The following is an 18,343-nucleotide window of genomic DNA, read 5'->3' as shown; positions in this document are numbered from 1 at the left end:
TTATCCCCTTTTTCTTCTTTCTTCCTGTAATAGAAAAATATTTTCCTTTATTTCTTCTAAATGGTTCGCTGCATATTCCACCTGCCAGCTGCCTGGCTTACCATTGCGCACCCGCAACAGTTCAACCTGCCACCTGGGAAAACCGATGCCCGGCATACCATCCGGCAGTGTCCTTGGCAGTGCCGTGATGCGCCATCGGGAAACGCAGGCGGTGGTATTGACTGTTTTCAACTGCGGCCTTACCAAAAAACCGGTGACACGGCTTTGTTCTGCTGCCAGCTGAAGCCTCCTGGAGGCTTTAAAACTCAACAACTTCGTTTCACCCACAACGGCTGCAATGGCTTTACATTTTAAACATTCTTCCGTAGCATAGAGTATATCGTTTTCCTTTTTTAAGTCAATAAAAATGATCTTATCCGGCTGGACACCCAGTCTTTTTAAAGCAGGCGGAAATAAGGTTCTCGAGGCACTGACCCAGATGGCAGCCCCATCAAATTGCATCAGGCTGCTTAATAAAACCGAAATAAAACCATTCGTGGCAGCGTGGTCTTCCGCCGTGGAATAAAGCAATTCATGCGTGCAGCCCACGGGAAACCTTCCGTTGGGAAAAGCCTGCTCAACAGGCGGAAAGCCAATACGGATATTGCTGTCCGTAGCGAATTGCCTGAACCCCTGCAGGGGAAGTATATCCCGCTGCAGTTGCGCTATGATATTTTCTTTGCTCATTTAGGAATACTTACCGCAAAGATTACTAATATTTTTAGCAAATCAACACTAAATAATTTGCGCATTGATTATCAGTGAGGTTAAATATTATAACCGTGAGGAGATATGGAGTTTCGAGGTGGTGCGCCCGGCAACTAACTGTTTTGAACGGCTTTTTTATAGTTTTGGGTAACGTAATTTTCTTAAAAAAGGGTTCCTGTTTTCGAGCTGTTCCATGGTGATCATGCCTGCAAGTTAAAACAGATGAGGATAAAGCCGTACAATTGCCCCGGGCTACAGCGGATAGGTAAATAGACAGCAATACTTACGCACCATCCAATATCACAGAAAGCTCAATATTATACGTTCAGCTGTTGCACTTGAAACCCACCTATAATTCCAGCCGAAGTTGATTAAGCTCCTTTTTCTTTTCTTTGAATAAAATCTATAAATCAAGTAGTATAGAATCAAAAAATAACATCGTAATTTAATTTATAAACTATAGTGATATTTATAAAATAATAGCGGAGGTCATTATTATTTACTTAATTACTTTTATGCCGTTCCAAAATGCAATGTGTCCTTTTATGCCGTCCGCCAATGGGCTGGGTTAGGATAATATCAGAGGCCGTCGGACGCTGTTTGTCGGTTAACAACTACATTGTAATAAGACGCCATTAAGATACCTGTAAAAGGTTTAAGCTCCATCCTTTATCATTAAAAGGGCAACTCATTTTTCCGGCTATAACAACCCAGGACGTTTGTGTTATTATTCCTTAACTGTCTTCATTGTGCGCAATTCGGGAAATTCACTATTATTCTCACGAAGGATTTTTTTCTCAGTAGGTACTATGAAAACTTCAAGGATCAGGGAAACTTCCGCTTCACGAAGATGCCCTCCATGTACTGTAAAATCAGGCGCACCCATATTAATATGTGTGTGAACAATGGACTTATCTTCAAACCAGCCGATATTGCCAACAAGTGAAAGCACTTCCATTGAACCTTTAAACTTTTTATAGTTATAGTGTTTGGTATTAATATCATAATAAGCTACTTCAGGGTTAAGAACAGCGCCGACGCCGGTAAAACTGGCCCCGGGCAACTTTTCCTTCTCCATGAATGCGTTAAACTGGCTATGACCGGCTGGCCTTTTTTAAGTACCAGCAAGTAATTGCTTCCATCTTTCCGGTAGTCAAGAGCGGCAACGTCAACTTCTGCGGTTTGAGCAACCAGGGCGGAAGTGCTAAACAGAAGGAAAAGTGTTAATAGCTTTTTCATAAATTATCAATTGAATTTTTATTTTGTTTCAACCTGCCAGGCTATGCATCAGCATCATCATAATATTAAACATAAACTTCTGCCGCGAAGACACAGATAATAAAAATTATCCGTGTTCGCAGCAGAAAAAGAGACAAAAACCAACGTGTGCCAAGAGATCATTCAAATATCATAACCAATCGTATTGCATATAATTTATTCAACGCTTTTGCATGCCAATATTCCAGAATATAAATGTGCCGCGGTTATTGGAGGTAAGCAGGTCCATAGCGCCGTCATTGTTTAAATCGATAGCAGTAATCTGGGAGCCAACTCCTGAACGGTTATGTATTAGTTCAGGCACAAATTCAGCGCCGCCCGGAGCATTTTTATTACGAACAGTGCGGTACCAATACAAAACGGGCGGACCGTATGCATCCGGGTCAAACATATTATCAAGATGCGTAAAAAAGCGCTTGCCTACTATATAATCCATTATGCCATCATTATCAATATCGGCAAACGTGGCTGCATGGCCCTGCGAAAACGTAACATCGCCCACATTTTTTTGAGAATAATCATCATTTATCATATGGCGTACAAACGAAATATTACCAGTGCCATCTTTTTGCTGTTCAAACCAGGCAAGGCCAAAACCATGAACGTTCAGGTTACTTACCACATCATTCAATCCATCGCCGTTGGCATCATAAACAGCCATCACCGAACCACCGATATTGGTCGCCCTGTTTTTATACCGTCCAAATGCAACCGGATGGTATTTCCATGTCTTGTCCTTGCTTAACGTTTCAGGCTGCTCCCACCAGCCTGTAGCGCCCAATATATCTGTACGGCCATCACCATTTATATCTCCCGCACCAATACCATGCGCCAGGGCATAGCCTTTTTCAGAAACATTATATTCCGTCCAGGTTTTGGAATTGAGTTCTGGCTTTGCATAACGAAACTGCGTTTGCGATGCATATACCAGTTCCGGTTTTCCGTCATTATCAATATCTGTAAACAGTGTGGTTTCGCTTTGCGTAGGCGGAATGGGTGAATACATTTCCCAGCGCCTTGACTCCGTTTTAGGATTAATATATACGGAAGGGGAACCCCAGCCTGTAATAATATCCGGCCAGCCATCTTCATTTACGTCATACGTAAATTCATGATTAACTGCAGTAAATTCCTGCGACGGGCCTTTGGCCACGGCCGGGTATATTTCTTTTGATCTGGTAAAATCAGGGCCAAAATAAATATAGGGGCCTGCAACAATATCTATATTTCCATCCCGGTTAAAATCTGCCGCCGCCGAACCCCAGGAATAATAAAAATCACTGATGCACTGCACTTTAAACCGCGGAGAAGTTTTTTCAGTGGGTGTATAGCGAATTGAAAGATCTTTATACATTACATCTTTAAAACGCACTTCGCCCGGCCCGCCAACATACAAAGCCAGCGGCCCAAAACCGGAAAGGCCATAATCTCCGTCCACAGCACCGCCAACTTCCCTCCCATCATTTAAAAAGCTACGGATAACATTTGTTTCAAGGAACACTTCAATTTCGTTCCAGTCGTTTTCCCGAAAACCTGTATTGGGCGCCTTTACAGGTAAATCTGCAGGTGGTGCAGGCCTTGGAGGCATTACAAAAGCCCTTCTGCTGCCGGAAGTATCGGGCGGCGGGGCCAAACGATAATTTATACCCCCCGCATACCTGAGCCTTGTACGGCTTAATTCTTTACCATCTGCATTTAACAGCACACAAAAAAGCCTTAGACTATCCTTATCTAAAGAAAGCAAAACGCCCCTGTAATCATCGGCTGTTTTTTCTGTGCGGAACAACAAAGCCGTTTCGCTATTACCGGTAGCTTTAAACAGGGCATGAAAAGCCACATCCTGGTAAGCGCTGTCCATAACCAGCCATCCGCCTTTTGTATTGGCGTTTGCTTTGCCCGCCAGTTCGCCGTTGCTTGCCTGCCATGACGCATCGCCCAAAGTATGCCAGCCTTTAAGCGAGGAGCCTTTGAATGTATGGTCGGGCAGAAAAGTTAACCCAAATTCAGACAGCGGCGTATCCTGTGCCTGCTGGGCAGCACAGGAAAAAACCTTTATAAAAAAGATAGCTATACAGATGACAGGTTTCATTGGCAATGGTTTTATAAATATTCAATCATAACAATAACTTTATTAGCATCCTTATTTCTTATCAGGCAAGGCAAACACCAGGTAAGAACCTTTTTTGCTCTCTGGGGTTGGCGAAGGTGCGTCGGCCGCAGCTTTTTCGTCGCCCCTTCCAAACTTAAAAGAACTTGTTGCGCACACCACTAAGTAATGTTTCCCTTTGATTTCATACATAGCGGGAATACCTTCTGTACCTGTTGGCAATTCGTACGACCACAGTTCCTTTCCATTATCAACATCAAAAGCATATATTTTTCCATCTTTACCGGTACAGAATAAAACACCTGTAGAAGTAACAATCATACCCTGGCGCTGGGCTCTCAGCATACCGGTATTTTTTCCACCCAGTTTGGCAGCCTCCTTATCTGTACCGATTGGCACCTGCCATTTTATTTTGCCGGTATTAAGATCATAAGCCGTAATAGTTGACCAGGGTGGGCTGACAATATAAGGTACTGACAAGCCCCAGCCCGGTGGAATAAAATAACGGTCAGTGGGCGCATCAACTCCTTCAGGGTATGGAATACCATAATTCTGCCCATAAGTAAACGAAGCTGCTGGGCCTTTTACCGGCCGCTGGTCAAGGCCTCCCGGCGCGCCCCCCGAATCAACTACCGGCCCGGCAACTTTCGTGTTGCCGGACATGCCAAAAAGCCGATAGCCGAACCCCGTATTAGAGGTAATATAGTTATACAAATTTTTTACATCTTCTTCTTTCAGGCTGGCAAAGGCCGGCATTTCCCCTTTGCCGTTGTTTACCAGGTGCTGGAATTCCTTTACATTTATTTTATTTTTTAATGATAACAGTTCAGGCCCAATGCCCCCTCTTTTATCAGCGCCGTGGCAAGCCTGGCAGCTATTTGTATAAATTGCCCGGCCACCTGCCACCTTTTCGTTTGCTGCTGCTTCTTCAGGCGTGGGAGGATCGATCTTGGTAACCTTTCCATATACAGAAGGATAATCTATGCTGCGCACAAACACAATTCCTTTTTCAGGAATGGCAGCCGTGCTTCCCCAACTGGCGCCGCCCACAGCGCCGGGAATGGCAAATGTTTCCCGCTTCATGGAAACAGGCACAAATAAGCCGGTTGGTACCGTATCAAGCCTGTTTTTCCAGTCAGCTTTTTCTGAATCGGAAAGAAAATAGGGGTTTAAATCTGAGGAAGTAATTTTTTGACGGTTAAACGGCGGAACAACTGTAGGAAAAGGCTGTGTGGGCCAGGATTCCTCACCCGGAACATCGCTTGCCATTACAGGTTTTTCTTCAATTGGCCAGACCGGTTCGCCGGTTACCCTGTCAAGCACAAAAAGAAAACCGGTTTTACTGGCAACTGCTACGGCATCTATTTTCTTTCCGTTATGGTCAACCGTTATTAATTGCGGTGCTGCAGCCAGGTCGTAATCCCACAGATCGTGGTGCACTGTTTGAAAATGCCAGAGCCGTTTACCCGTACGCGCATCCAGGGCCAATATGCAATTGCCATACAGGTTGCTTCCAATCCTGTCTGCTCCATAATAGTCATAAGTGGGGGAACCGAGCGGGTAATAGGCTATGCCTCTTTTTTCATCCACTGTTATCTCTCCCCAGGTATTTACGCCGCCAATATATTTATAGGCATCTTTGGGCCAGGTATCGTACCCAAATTCACCGGGGTGCGGAACCGTATGAAAAACCCAGGCCAGTTTGCCGGTAACCACATCATAAGCCCTTAAATGGCCGGCCGTGGAAACATAATTTTCACCCGGAGCCCCGCCCAGCAACAGCAAATTCTCAAATATTTTCCCCGGCGTATTCGACTGGGCCCGTAATACAGTTTCAGGATCATAACCCAGGCCCTCCTTCAGATCAACCAATCCTTTGTTTCCAAAAGTTAGTATAGATTTTCCTGTTAAAGCATCAATCGCCTGCAGGTAATTATTCATCTGAAATAATAAACGCCGGTCTTTTTTGTCTTTGCTTTCCCAGTAGTTTATACCCCTCGAAGCTATACCACGCAGGTTAGTATGTATCCACATTTCCTTTCCGGTTAAGATATTTATAGCCACCAGCGAGCTGTTTTTTGCCAATACGTACATAATGGTATCAACTATAACAGGGTTCCACTGGTAGGAGCGGTCATCGGCGGTTGGATACGTCCATGCAACTTGGAGCTGATTAACATTGTCCTTTGTAATATCGTCTACAATCATATATTTTGATTGATCTGGGCCACCTCCATAATCTCTCCATGTGGCATGCTGGTTTGATACGGATGAATTGCCACACCCATACAATAACACCGACAACAAAATAATCGCGCCTGATAGTTTTGCATTAAATCCAGAATTCTTTTTCAACATGGCTTAAACATTTTAAAATAGCGGTGTTTTTCAAAGCAGGAATTTTTTTGAATGGTGCCTGTTATAACAACGGCCCGTAATATGGCTTAATCCCCTAAATCGTTCCCTGGTTTAGTCAGAAGTTTAATTTTTTAAGAAAAAGGTAAAGGCAATACACTTAACTTGTAACGATTGCCTTTTACCTCATCAACACTGCCAAAATCAATATCCCGGATTTTGCACAACCTTGCCGTTACTTAAGCTGATTTCCGTTTGAGGAATCGGGAAAATTTCGTTCACGCCATCTCTGAAGCCTTCGCCCTTGGCTGTATTGTATTTGGCAGCATAGGCCCTTAATATTTTACCGGCGCGGCCCTGGCGCACTAATTCAAAAAAGCGCTCATACTCCTGGCCAAATTCTACCCTTTGCTCTTTCCAGATGGCCTGCCTTAAAGCATCTTTATCTGTTACGGTTACATCGGGCAGTACGGCATTATTACCCTGCCTGGCGCGTTCCCTTATTTTATTGAGATAAAATAAGGCTTCAGATGTTTTGCCTATTTCATTGGCAGCTTCGGCATACCACAGGTACACTTTACCGAGGCGCATATAAATATCATCACGGCCAGCCTGTAAAGAACCCTGCACGCGCTCATATTCCGGAACATAATATTTTTTGGCCAGGTAACCGGTAGTGCTGTTGCCCACATTGGCTACAAGCCCGTCGGGCATTATGTCGCCATTCTTATAAACGGTTTGTTCCAGGCGCGGATCACCGGGTTCAAACGCATCCACAAAATCCTGCGTAGGCAGGTTAAAGCCCCAGCCACTCCTGGCACGGCTGCCAAAGGTTGTACCTATATTATTGTTATTTGCCGGCTGTGCACCCTGGTCATTTAAAAACTTCACCTGGAAGATGTGCTCCTTACTGGTTTCGCCGGCCCTCAGGAACATTTCAAGATAATCACTGCTTAACTCATATTCATTGGAGGAAATTACTTTACCAAACCATTCTTCCGCCTTTGCAAAGTCTTTCATATATAAATATGCTTTGCCAAGGTAAGCCTGGGCTGCCCCTTGCGTAGCCCGGCCATGGTCTGTGGCAGGATAATCGCTTGCTTTTGGTAAAACAGCTTCTGCTTCTGTAAGGTCTTTAACTATCTGCACCCACACTTCTTCTTTTGGAGCGCGAGTCATGTCGTATGATTCAAATTTTGATGACACCACCAGCGGCACATCGCCAAAAGCCTTAACCAGGTTAAAATAGTACCAGGCCCTTAAAAATTTGGCTTCACCTATGTAACGTGCTTTTAAATTTTCGTCCATGGTGATGTTGGGAATGTTTTCCAGCACCAGGTTGGCACGGCGCACACCCACATACGATATCTGGTAAGCAAAACGGGTGGCATCATTATCTGCAGGGATATTAAAAAGCTGTACCTGTTGCGCATACAATTGGTCGGAGCCGGATTCGCCGCCTTTTTCTGTATCATCAGAAGCAACATTCCCCAAGACCCAATGCATATAACCGGGCTGTATATAAGTGCAGCACCAGTTGTTACCTGCTGCCGGTGCATAGGCTGCCGTAACGGCTTTCTTGGCATCGTCGGCTGTTACATAGTTAACATCGGTACTTAGCTGCCCCAAAGGATCTTTATACAAGGTTTTTTTACAGGCTATATAGCAGATGACTAAAATAGCCGCCATCAAAACATATATTAAACGTTTCATACGCTCTTAGTGTTTAGTGAATTTTAATAATAGTATTCGTCTTTTTTAATTCAATTTATAATCCCACATTAAAGCCAATGGTATAAATGCGCGGCAGTGGATAATTGGTTTCATCAATGCCTATATAAAGCGGGTTGTTTGCACTGTTAGTTCCAATTTCGGGATCAAACCCCGAATATTTGGTAATGGTAAATGCGTTTTGTACAGATATATAAATTCTTGCACTTCGCAAATGAGACACTTTCTGCGGTATCCGGTATCCTAACTGAATGTTTCTTACCCTGAGATACGAGCCGTTTTCCACGTAATAAGTTGATGACCGCATATTGTTATTGGGATCGCTGGTTGTAAGCCGCGGCATTCTATTGGTTGTGCCCGGACCCGTCCAGCGGTTATTCCATACATTCATGGTATAGTTAAAGAAGTTGGCGCCTTCTGTTCTGAATTTGAAAGCCTGGAAAATATCATTGCCATATGTTCCTTGTACCTGCACCCTTAAATCAAGGCCTTTATAAGAAACGCTGGCATTAAAGCCATAAGTCATTTTTGGCCATGGATTGCCAATAATGGTTTGATCTTTAGCATTGATAGTATCGTTGCCATCGAGATCGCGGAAAATAAAGTCGCCGGGCGCAGTGCCATTGCTCTGGTAAGCATGCTTGGCAATTTCTTCTTCAGACTGGAATACACCATCAACCTGCCATCCGTAAAAGGCTGCAATGGGTGCACCGATCTGCGTGGAATTCATCAGGCCCACAAAGCTTAGGAATTGCTGGATAGATGTACCGGAGTTGCTTAATTTCAGCACTTTATTTTTATTGAAAGCTACGTTGGCCGATATATCAAAATCCACTCCCCTGTTTGTAGACTTGGTGTATCCAAGCATCGCTTCCACGCCTTTATTAATTACATCGCCTCCGTTAACATACGGTGCAGCAGTGATGCCTGTATAACCAACAAGCGGTACCTGCAACAGCATATCGCTGGTTTTTTTGTTATACCAATCAAAAGAGGCAGTAATTCTTCCGCCAAAACCCCTGAAATCAAAACCGATGTTTGTTTCACGTGTTGATTCCCATTTGAGATCGGGATTGCCCAATGTGGTAGGTGCCTGTCCCCTTACTACGGAGCCAGGTGTACCAAAAGCATAATTAATATTAGGCGTAACAAGGTTGGCAAAAGCATAGTTGGGCAATGAATTCTGGTTGCCGAGAGAGCCCCAGCCGCCTCTTATCATTAAATTGTCAACCCATGTTGAGCCCTTCAGAAAGTTTTCTTCTGATATTTTCCATCCCAAAGAAAAAGACGGGAAATAACCAAACTTGTTGTTCTCGCCAAACCTTGAAGAACCGTCGGCGCGGAAGTTAATCGTGGTAAAATATTTACCGCCGTAGTTATAATTCACACGGCCTAAGTAGGATAAAATACCCCATTCACCTGCGCCGCCTGCTACCCTGAAATTGGAAATGGCAAGATCGAGATAACGCAGGTTTTCATTATCTGTTGCAGCCGGCGGAAGCCCTCTTCCTTCCGATGTAATGTTTTGTGTATAAGAATTCTGGTTTGTGATACCCGCCAGTGCCTCAAGGTTATGATTACCAAATTTGGTTTGATACGTTAATGTATTGGCCCAGCTATAGTCATTAAAGCGCGTTTGATTTTCTGTAAGTGTGGCTACTTCGTTAAACTGGGAAGCGGAAACCCTGTAAACCGGCGTGAAAACTTTCTGTTCAGACCTGCCTATATTAAAATTAAACTGGGAACGGAAAACAAGACCCTGAAAAGGCGTAATGTCAATGTAGGCATTTCCATTTACCACGGGGCGCTTGGTATTATTGTTTACATAACTCAGTGAGGCTGCCGGGTTACTGGAGTTTAATGACGTGGGAGAATAGCCCCAGGTACCGTCCGGATTTTTTACCGGTATTTCAGGATTTGCCGTTAATGTACCATTTAATACGCCATAACCAAATTCTGAAATATTACTGTACCGGGCCAGGCTGGCTGAAAGATTTTGCCCAACCTTGATTACCTTATTGATGGTATGCGATGAATTCACCCGGAGGCTTATCCGGTCAAAAGAGCTCTTTTTTATAATGCCTTCCTGGTTTGTATAACCCGCAGAAAAAAAGAACCTGCTTGTTTCATTACCACCGCTTGCACCTATACTCACATCAGTCATTGGAGCAGTGCGGAAGATTTCTTTTTGCCAGTCGGTGCCTTTTCCCAGGGATTCGGGATCGGGGTATAACGGAGCCTGGCCCGCATTTTTCAAGCCCTCATTATACAATATAGCATACTGTGTGGCATTGGTTACCGGGAAATATTTTTGAACCTGCTGTAAGCCCTGGGAGAAATTAATATCCAGTTGCGCTTTGCCTGCCCTGCCTTGTTTGGTGGTTATCAGCACCACGCCGTTTGCACCCTGTGCACCATAAATAGCTGCAGCACTGGCGCTTTTCAATACCTGTATACTTTCAATCTGATCGGGGCTTAAATCCAGCGGGTTTACATTGGGATTACCATCCACCACATATAACGGCTCCGAATTGTTAACAGTGCCTGTGCCCCTGACACGAACCAATAATCCTGATCCCGGCGCACCGGAATTTTGAGACACCTGCAGGCCCGGCACCTTGCCCTGCAGTGCCTGCCCCACCTGTATCACAGGCTCATCTTCAATTTGCTTGGCCGACACTGTGCCGATAGCGCCCGTAATATCGCTTCGCTTTTGTGTGCCGTAACCCACCACAATAACATTTTGCAGCGAATTTTCAGAAGGATTTAAAACTACATTCACCTCAGTTTTACCGGCAATATCAACTGTTTGTGTTTCAAAACCCACATAACTAATGGTTAGCCTGTTAACATTACCAGGAATATTAATGGAGAAATCGCCACTCGAATCTGTTGAAGTGGCTTGTGTGGTACCGGTAGCTGTAACGGTAGCACCATTTGCAGGCTGGTTATCGGCCTGCAGAATTCTTCCCGTTACTTTTTTCTGTGCCTGAACCAGCGTGCAGGCTAAAATCATCAGCAACAGTAATACCGGTCTTTTTTGTAGGTACTTGGCGGCAATCATAATACTTGTTTATAGTTTTGGATTAATAAATTTTTTAAACTCTACAGCAAAAAATATTACCACCCCGGCTTTGCAGCCAGGCAGTTACAGTAATGTATATGGCATGTTTTAATTGTAATCAAGCAACCGGCAATCCAGTTAATTTTCGCTATTACAAGGCTTCTATCTTAATAAGGGAAGATTTTAAAATTTGATACCATTTTTTTATATAAGATTATGTTTTTTATGATGTTTTTTTGAAATGTTCAGTTTTACAGGCCGGGATGATTATCCGGGAAAGAAATATCATCAAATGTTTTATAATTATCAATGCCTGTTGCTGGTGCAAAGAAGCAGATGACTTTCATTTCCTCATTACCGGTATTACGCAGCATGTGCACTTTGTTTTGTTCGAATAATACAGCCGAGCCGGCTTTTACATCCCCAACTTCAGTTTCAATCATCACTTTACCGGTTCCTGTTATGATGTAGATCAATTCTTCCCCTTCCGGGTGGGAGTGGGCCGGCCTAACCGTTTCGCCAGGCATAACGCGGATGACACAGGCAGAGAGATTGTTTGCCCGGAGAGAATCTTTATCTGCAAGCCAGCGCATAAACCTGCCGGGATGCTGCACTTCGGCAACATCTGTTTCGTGGATAATTGTCATATAACCTTGGCTTTTTTTGTTTTCAAAGCATTTAAAATAGTTGTACTTAAATGGGTTGCATCCAAACCATAATGTGCCGCCAATTCCGTGTATGTGCCGGAGTGTATATAATGCAATCCGTGTTTATTGGCGGTGTTAACCGGAAAGAGCTTTTTCGTGTTAATATTGGTTTCTTTCTCAAACAGGATTTTTCTGAAGTGAGACCATATGTAACCATTGTTTTGCTCTGCGATAAAAACAGGTTTTCCGCCCTGGTATAGCTGTACCATTGCTGATGCATCAATAGAAGGCATATCAATTACATTTACCTGCATGCCTTCTTTCAGCAGTTCTTGTACTGCATTTAAGGCTTCATATACACCGCGGCCTGAAGTAACGATAGTTGCATCAGCCTCTTCTGAATAATTCACTTTGTATGCTTTGCCAAATTCAAAACTGAAACCTGCATCATAAACAGCATTGGCCGGCGCCCTTAATATGCGCATATAAACAAGCCCCCTGTTGCCATCCATTATCCATTTTAAAACACCAAGCAGTTGCTGAGGACAGGACACATTAATGATCTTAAGCTGCGCCACTTCATTAAACAGCATCACATCATCATTGCCCATGTGCGTAGCGCCATTCGATTGGGTTTCGAGATCTGCCGCAGTGGCCACCATGGTTAAATCCAACCCATGACCTTCGGATAGCCATCCATTTTTTTCTGCAATAATTTCCAGTCGTTCCTGGTGGCCAACGGCAATTCTCCTCATCACTTTCCAATCAAAAAAAGGACAAAATGTGCTTACCCATGCATTGCCCCCTAATATAGCAAATGCTTCTCCCATTAACATCATATTAGCTTCTGCCACACCGGCATTTAAGGCGCGGTATTTATCTGCAAAGCCCACACCTGCCTGCAGCCCGCTTGTTGAGGCAAGGTCTGAATCAACAGAATAAATACGTGCATCCCGGGCAAAAACTTTCATGCACGATTCAATTATTTTATGTGCACTATAAGGCTTCCCAACTTCGAGTTTGGGCAATTGAGATTCAGTATAATCAATCTTTTTATTTCGTACAGAAGCCTTTTTTGTTTTAACGGGAGTATTTACTGGCTGAATAGTTTCGCTCTCAATTGTAAAACCCATTAATCCGGCTTGTTTAAAAATGACATTTTTGATTTCTGCATATTCTTTACTTGCAAGCTGGTTAAAGAATGTAAAGAAATCCTTTTCCCTTGCCTTACGCTGCTGAAGCTGCAGTGCATCTTCCTGGTCTAAAACGGCGTTGGAAATAGTGGCCTTGTGTGTATTCATATAATCGGAAAGCCCACCATGCCCTTTCATTGTCTTGCATATTATAACAGTGGGCCTCCCGTCGCGTTGTCCGTACTTGAATTCAAGTAAAGCATTATAAACAGTATGATATTTTGTGGCATCCACTTCTATCACTTTCCAGCCAAAACTGGCAAAGCTGCCGGATAAACTGTTGTAGGGAAAATGGAGCGTGGTTACAATATCAAGCTGGCCGCCATTATTATCAACCAGCACGCATAAATTTTCAAGGCGTTTATAACCTGCAAACATGACGCTTTCCCAAATGGGGCCTTCCTGCAATTCACCATCGCCGGCAACTGCATATACATCAAACTGCGGGGCACGCTGTCCGGCTATGGCAAAACCCTGTGCAACTCCAACGCCCTGCCCCATCGGGCCTGTAGCCACATGCACACCCGGCAATAATGGCCCGGGATGCCCATTTAATATGCTGGAAACAGAACGGGAATTTTTTAATACAGCACGGTCAAAATATCCAAGATCTGCATAAATAGATGCGAGGGTAGCAACGGCATGGCCTTTACTCAACACAAACATGTCCTGGCCGGGTGCTGTCGGTTCTTCCACATTCAGATTAATAATGCCACCATAAAAAAGGCTTACCATAGGAATGGTGGCAGATGATGCACCGCCAATATGGATGGCATTATCTACTGCATGGCGGCACTGGTAAAGATTCATGAGTCTTATGTCAGCATCTTTCACCTGTAATAAATGGACAATACCTTTATTTACCAGCGATTTTTTATCTTCCAGGTATAACAAAACGATAATTTTAAAAGATTTGAAATAATCTTACATAATAGACCAGCCACCATCAACAAAGTAAGCGGCGCCGGTAACAAATGAAGCTTCATCAGAAGCCAGGAAATACATTACATTGGCTACTTCTTCCGGTTTACCCATACGGCCAAACACACTTTTTGAACCCAGCGTTTTTTCGGTTTCTTCCGGGTTAGGCGAATCATTAATTGAACCCCTGATTAAAGGTGTATCAATGGCACCCGGCACCACGCAGTTAACACGAATATTATATTGAGCCAGGTCGAACGCCATCGACCGTGTGAGCGTATCAATAGCACCTTTGGAAGATGAATAGGCAGCCCGCTCTGGCACTGTACGATATCCCAGGATTGAACCCGTATTTACCACGGCGCCTTTTTTCTGCTCCACCATAGCCGGCACAAATGCATTAGACATATAATAAATGCCTTTGAGGTTGATATCATACAACCGTACCCAGTCGTCTTCGGTGCATTGAAGAATGCTTCCGCGCACTTCAAGCCCGGCATTATTGATTAAAACATCCACCCTGCCAAAACGCTCTTTTGCCTGCTGCGCTGCCTGCTGCACTTCTTCTTTATTGGAGATATCGCATTTGCAGAAAATAGCATCTACGCCGAGGCTCCTGATTTTTTCTTCGGCCTTCTTTCCTTTGGCTTCATCGATATCAATTAAAACAACATTGTAGCTGTTTTTAGCAAATTTTTCGGCAGCCGCCAATCCTAAACCCGAAGCGCCACCACTAACTATTAAAACTTTGTTACTCATATTAGGCATGTATTTTATGATTGAACAATTTTAGTTTTCATTCATTCCATTGGGTTTAGTGGCCACCTTAATGGCGCCGTCTTTTCTCTTTTCAAAAATATCCAGCGCTGTTGCAAATTCTTTTAGGGGAAAACGGTGTGTCATCAATGGTGTTATATCAACGCGGTTATTTACCAGCAGGTTAATGGCTTCCTGCGCCGTGTTAGGGTTTGCCCTGTTTCCCACGATTTCTATTTCATCCAGCACAATTCTTTTCATAGGCAGCGGAACATCTGTATGCGGAATACCGATAACAGAAACAACACCACCTTTAGCAGCAGCGAGACAAGCCTGTTGTATTGAATCAGCAGTTCCCGCACACTCCAATACAGCAGGAGCGCCCAGGCCATTGGTAAGGTCTTTCACCTGCTGCACCACATCGCCATCTTTATAGCTGATAGGCACAGCGCCTAACGTTTCCGCTTTTTTTAATCTTTCGCCGCTTCCTACAGCTATGATGCGGCCGGCGCCCAGCGCTTTTGCAATCAGTATTGCCATTAAGCCCTGCGGGCCGGTGCCGAGTATAAGAATGTCGTCGCCGGGCTGCAACCGGGACCGCTTTACAGTATATAATGCTATGCTTAACGGGTCTATGCAGGCTGCATATTCCAGCGACATTGTATCAGGAATTTTATAAATACTTTTTACCGAGGATCGCATATACTGTGCATAAGCGCCCGGTGTGTAATGGCCATATTGCCTGTGCCCGCGATCTTCAAATCCATAATTCAAACATTCATTATAGCGGCCTTTTAGGCACATGGAACAATAACCGCAGCCGCAATGTGAGATTCCACAAACCCGGTCGCCTTCCTTCCACCCAAGCCTTGCTGCTTTTTCACCGGTTTCAACCACGGTTCCCGACCATTCATGACCTGGTATAAAGGGAAACCCATGCGGCCAGAAGCCGGGGAAATCTCCATTAATAATATGAGGATCTGTGCCGCAAATAAAAGTTGTATCTACTTTACAGATCACTTCATCTGCATCGGGGTGAGGAACCGGTACTGTTTCAATTACAAAATCACGAACACCCTTCAAAACCAGTGCATCCATTACTTCAGGCATACTCATACATCCTTCTTTTAAAATTATTTTTTAATATTTCTTTCAGGCACGATGGCTACTCCTCTAAAAGGGGAGCCTGAGCCGCCTTTTATTTTCAGCGGCAGGCCAACGAACCAAAACTCATGGGCAGGTATCATATCTACCTGCGCCAGGTTTTCTATGTTCAGTATTTCCCTTTCCCTGCAAACAATATGTGCAGGTTGTTCCCTTACTACAGCTACTTCGTTATAGCTATCAATGCTTGGCGCATCGGCACCCACACAGATAGCACCCAGGTCGTTGAGGTATTCAATAGCGCTTCTGTCAACACCGGGGTAGTTGCGAATATATTCAAACGGCTTATTCCATTTTTTATACCACCCGGTGTAATAAAATACCACCGATTGCGGCTGAATGGTTACACCGGTTTTTGCTATAGCTTCTTCAATATCAGCTTTATTTATATAGCTATTGGGTTCTTTATGAGAAAAATCAAACCAAACGCCGGGTGTCATAAACCATTCAATCGGCAGCTCATTCACTGCCCGGGCATCGGGTTCATTTACTACGTGATTAATAGCATCAACATGTGTGTTGGAATGATCACACAACGTAAAGCCAACTACTTTGTAGGAATAAGGCGGTTTGGTTAAACCTATTTTCTGTGTTTCTTCATGTGTAAGATGGTTCCATATTAAAGTGCGTTGGTGGCCGATAAATGTTGGATCTTCGGTAGTGATGGTATGACTGAGATCTGTAACAATACAGTCAACGCCCAAAAAATTAAGTTTTGCCTGTAGTTGAAAAGGTGGACAATATTCTTTTTTCAAAGTCAAGATTAAATTTGGGTTATGATTTAAGATTATTTCAAAAGAGCGTTTACTTTACCTGCAAACGCGGAGTCCTTCTTAGTGAACTTGATTTATTTAAAATTTCCTGGACCATTCTTTTGGCCATCGTTCTATCACCACTTTGGTTTGGGTGAAAAACTCAATGGCATGCCGGCTTTGCCCGTGCAGGTCGCCAAAAAAACTTTCCTTCCAGCCACTGAACGGAAACTGCGCCATAGGCGCTGCTACGCCTATATTAATCCCGATATTACCTGCATTGGCCAGGTTACGGAATTTTCGCGCATTGGCACCGCTGCTTGTAAAGAGGCAGGCCATGTTTCCATATTTTCCGCTATTGACAAATTCCAGCGCATCATCCACTGTTTTTAATGGAATGAGGCTCATTACAGGCCCGAATATTTCTGTGCGCACCAGTTCGCCATCCAATGGCAATCCTTCCAGTATAGTAGGGCTGATAAAATTGCCTTTTTCAAAACCACTGATAGCAGGGTTTCTTCCATCAAGCAAAACTTTTGCGCCTTCATTTACGCCTTTATTTATAAGGTTCTCAACCCGTTCACGGCTTTCCTTTGTAATAACCGGGCCCATTTCTATACTTTCATCCAAACCAAAACCCGTTGTTCTTTTTTTAGCGGATTCGTACAAGGCATCTTTGATATTGCCATCATCCCCTACCGTAATAATATTAGATGCAGCAAGGCAACGCTGGCCTGCACAACCGTATACACTGTCGGTGATAATTTTTACGGACATTTCTACATCCGCATCCGGCAGAATAACCAATGGATTTTTAGCACCGCCCTGTGCCTGCACCCGCTTGCCGCTGGCGGCTCCGCGGGAATAAACGTAGCGGGCAATGTTAGAAGAACCGACAAAACTGATGGCTTTAATTTCCGGATGATCCAATAAAGCATCAACCGTTTCTTTGCCACCATGAACAAGGTTTACAACACCGGCCGGCAAATCGATCTGCTCCATTAAGCGAAATACTTTCATCATGGTCAGCGGCACTTTTTCCGAAGGCTTAAGAATGAAGGTATTGCCGCAGGCAATGGCGTAAGGCAGGAACCAGAAAGGAATCATGCCCGGAAAATTAAACGGCGATATGCAGGCACAAACACCGAGTGGCTGGCGAATCATAAATTCATCAATACCACTGGCAATGTTTTCTGAAAATTCACTCTGTATAAGCATTGGTGTGCCGCAAGCCACTTCTATATTTTCAATAGCCCGTTGCAGCTCACCTCTTGATTCACCCAGCGTTTTTCCGCATTCTTCCGTAATCGTTTTTGCAATATCTTCCGCATTGTCTTCAAGCAATTGTTTCAGTTTATATAAAGGCTGCACGCGTTTCATAACCGGTACATGCGCCCATGATTTATAAGCTTCAGCCGCAGCCGCAACCGCCTGTTCCACATCTGCCGCTGTGCCTTTCCCACCGGGAACTTTTGCAAGCACTTCCTGTGTGGCCGGGTTAATAACATCTGTTGTATGCTGTTCTTTACTCTTTACCCAACTACTGTTTATATAATTATTTAAAACTTCCATTTTATTCTTTTACGTTTATGCAGGGCATACCATTGGCCCCTCACCGTTTTATGCGA

The 18,343-nt window shown here is 44.0% G+C and carries 11 protein-coding genes and 1 pseudogene; all 12 read right to left on the bottom strand.

The genetic code is table 11. The features are described from left to right. Nucleotides 1–726, bottom strand: coding sequence for an ImuA family protein (locus ACTHN6_RS00685; RefSeq protein WP_440433782.1), 726 nt, complete (start codon nucleotides 724–726; stop codon nucleotides 1–3). 748 nt (nucleotides 727–1,474) lie between these two features. Beyond that, nucleotides 1,475–1,828, bottom strand: a pseudogene (locus ACTHN6_RS00680) (PPC domain-containing DNA-binding protein); the annotation flags it as partial. 357 nt (nucleotides 1,829–2,185) lie between these two features. Then, the gene (locus ACTHN6_RS00675) at nucleotides 2,186–4,114 is read right to left on the bottom strand and encodes an FG-GAP-like repeat-containing protein (protein ID WP_440433781.1); all 1,929 of its coding nucleotides are present in this window, start codon (nucleotides 4,112–4,114) and stop codon (nucleotides 2,186–2,188) included. Nucleotides 4,115–4,165: 51 nt separating this feature from the next. Further along, nucleotides 4,166–6,490, bottom strand: a complete 2,325-nt coding sequence (locus ACTHN6_RS00670; protein WP_440433780.1) for an outer membrane protein assembly factor BamB family protein — start codon at nucleotides 6,488–6,490, stop codon at nucleotides 4,166–4,168. Nucleotides 6,491–6,691: 201 nt separating this feature from the next. After that, complete coding sequence (locus tag ACTHN6_RS00665) at nucleotides 6,692–8,200, bottom strand: RagB/SusD family nutrient uptake outer membrane protein (protein ID WP_440433779.1); 1,509 nt, start codon at nucleotides 8,198–8,200, stop codon at nucleotides 6,692–6,694. 55 nt (nucleotides 8,201–8,255) lie between these two features. Beyond that, nucleotides 8,256–11,282 carry a SusC/RagA family TonB-linked outer membrane protein gene (locus ACTHN6_RS00660; protein ID WP_440433778.1) on the bottom strand — a complete coding sequence of 1,009 codons (3,027 nt, stop codon included), beginning with the start codon at nucleotides 11,280–11,282 and terminating at the stop codon, nucleotides 8,256–8,258. A gap of 251 nt (nucleotides 11,283–11,533) precedes the next feature. After that, the gene (locus ACTHN6_RS00655) at nucleotides 11,534–11,929 is read right to left on the bottom strand and encodes a cupin domain-containing protein (RefSeq protein WP_440433777.1); all 396 of its coding nucleotides are present in this window, start codon (nucleotides 11,927–11,929) and stop codon (nucleotides 11,534–11,536) included. Then, nucleotides 11,926–14,016 (bottom strand): transketolase C-terminal domain-containing protein, encoded by a 2,091-nt coding sequence (locus ACTHN6_RS00650; protein WP_440433776.1) that lies wholly within the window; start codon nucleotides 14,014–14,016, stop codon nucleotides 11,926–11,928. Before ACTHN6_RS00650 ends, ACTHN6_RS00655 begins: the two co-directional genes overlap by 4 nt. Nucleotides 14,017–14,046: 30 nt before the next feature. Further along, nucleotides 14,047–14,802, bottom strand: coding sequence for an SDR family NAD(P)-dependent oxidoreductase (locus ACTHN6_RS00645; RefSeq protein ID WP_440433775.1), 756 nt, complete (start codon nucleotides 14,800–14,802; stop codon nucleotides 14,047–14,049). Nucleotides 14,803–14,832: 30 nt separating this feature from the next. Then, nucleotides 14,833–15,915: a zinc-dependent alcohol dehydrogenase gene (locus ACTHN6_RS00640; protein WP_440433774.1), complete on the bottom strand. Its 1,083-nt coding sequence runs from the start codon at nucleotides 15,913–15,915 to the stop codon at nucleotides 14,833–14,835. Nucleotides 15,916–15,932: 17 nt separating this feature from the next. Beyond that, the gene (locus tag ACTHN6_RS00635; protein WP_440433773.1) at nucleotides 15,933–16,718 is read right to left on the bottom strand and encodes a cyclase family protein; all 786 of its coding nucleotides are present in this window, start codon (nucleotides 16,716–16,718) and stop codon (nucleotides 15,933–15,935) included. Nucleotides 16,719–16,814: 96 nt separating this feature from the next. Then, nucleotides 16,815–18,287, bottom strand: coding sequence for a CoA-acylating methylmalonate-semialdehyde dehydrogenase (locus tag ACTHN6_RS00630; protein ID WP_440433772.1), 1,473 nt, complete (start codon nucleotides 18,285–18,287; stop codon nucleotides 16,815–16,817). Between the last annotated feature and the right edge of the window lie 56 nt (nucleotides 18,288–18,343).

The organism is Parafilimonas sp. (assembly GCF_051953455.1).
Taxonomy (GTDB): domain Bacteria; phylum Bacteroidota; class Bacteroidia; order Chitinophagales; family Chitinophagaceae; genus Parafilimonas.
The sequence above is the reverse complement of the archived record's forward strand: the minus strand, read 5'-3'. Positions and strand labels throughout refer to the sequence as shown.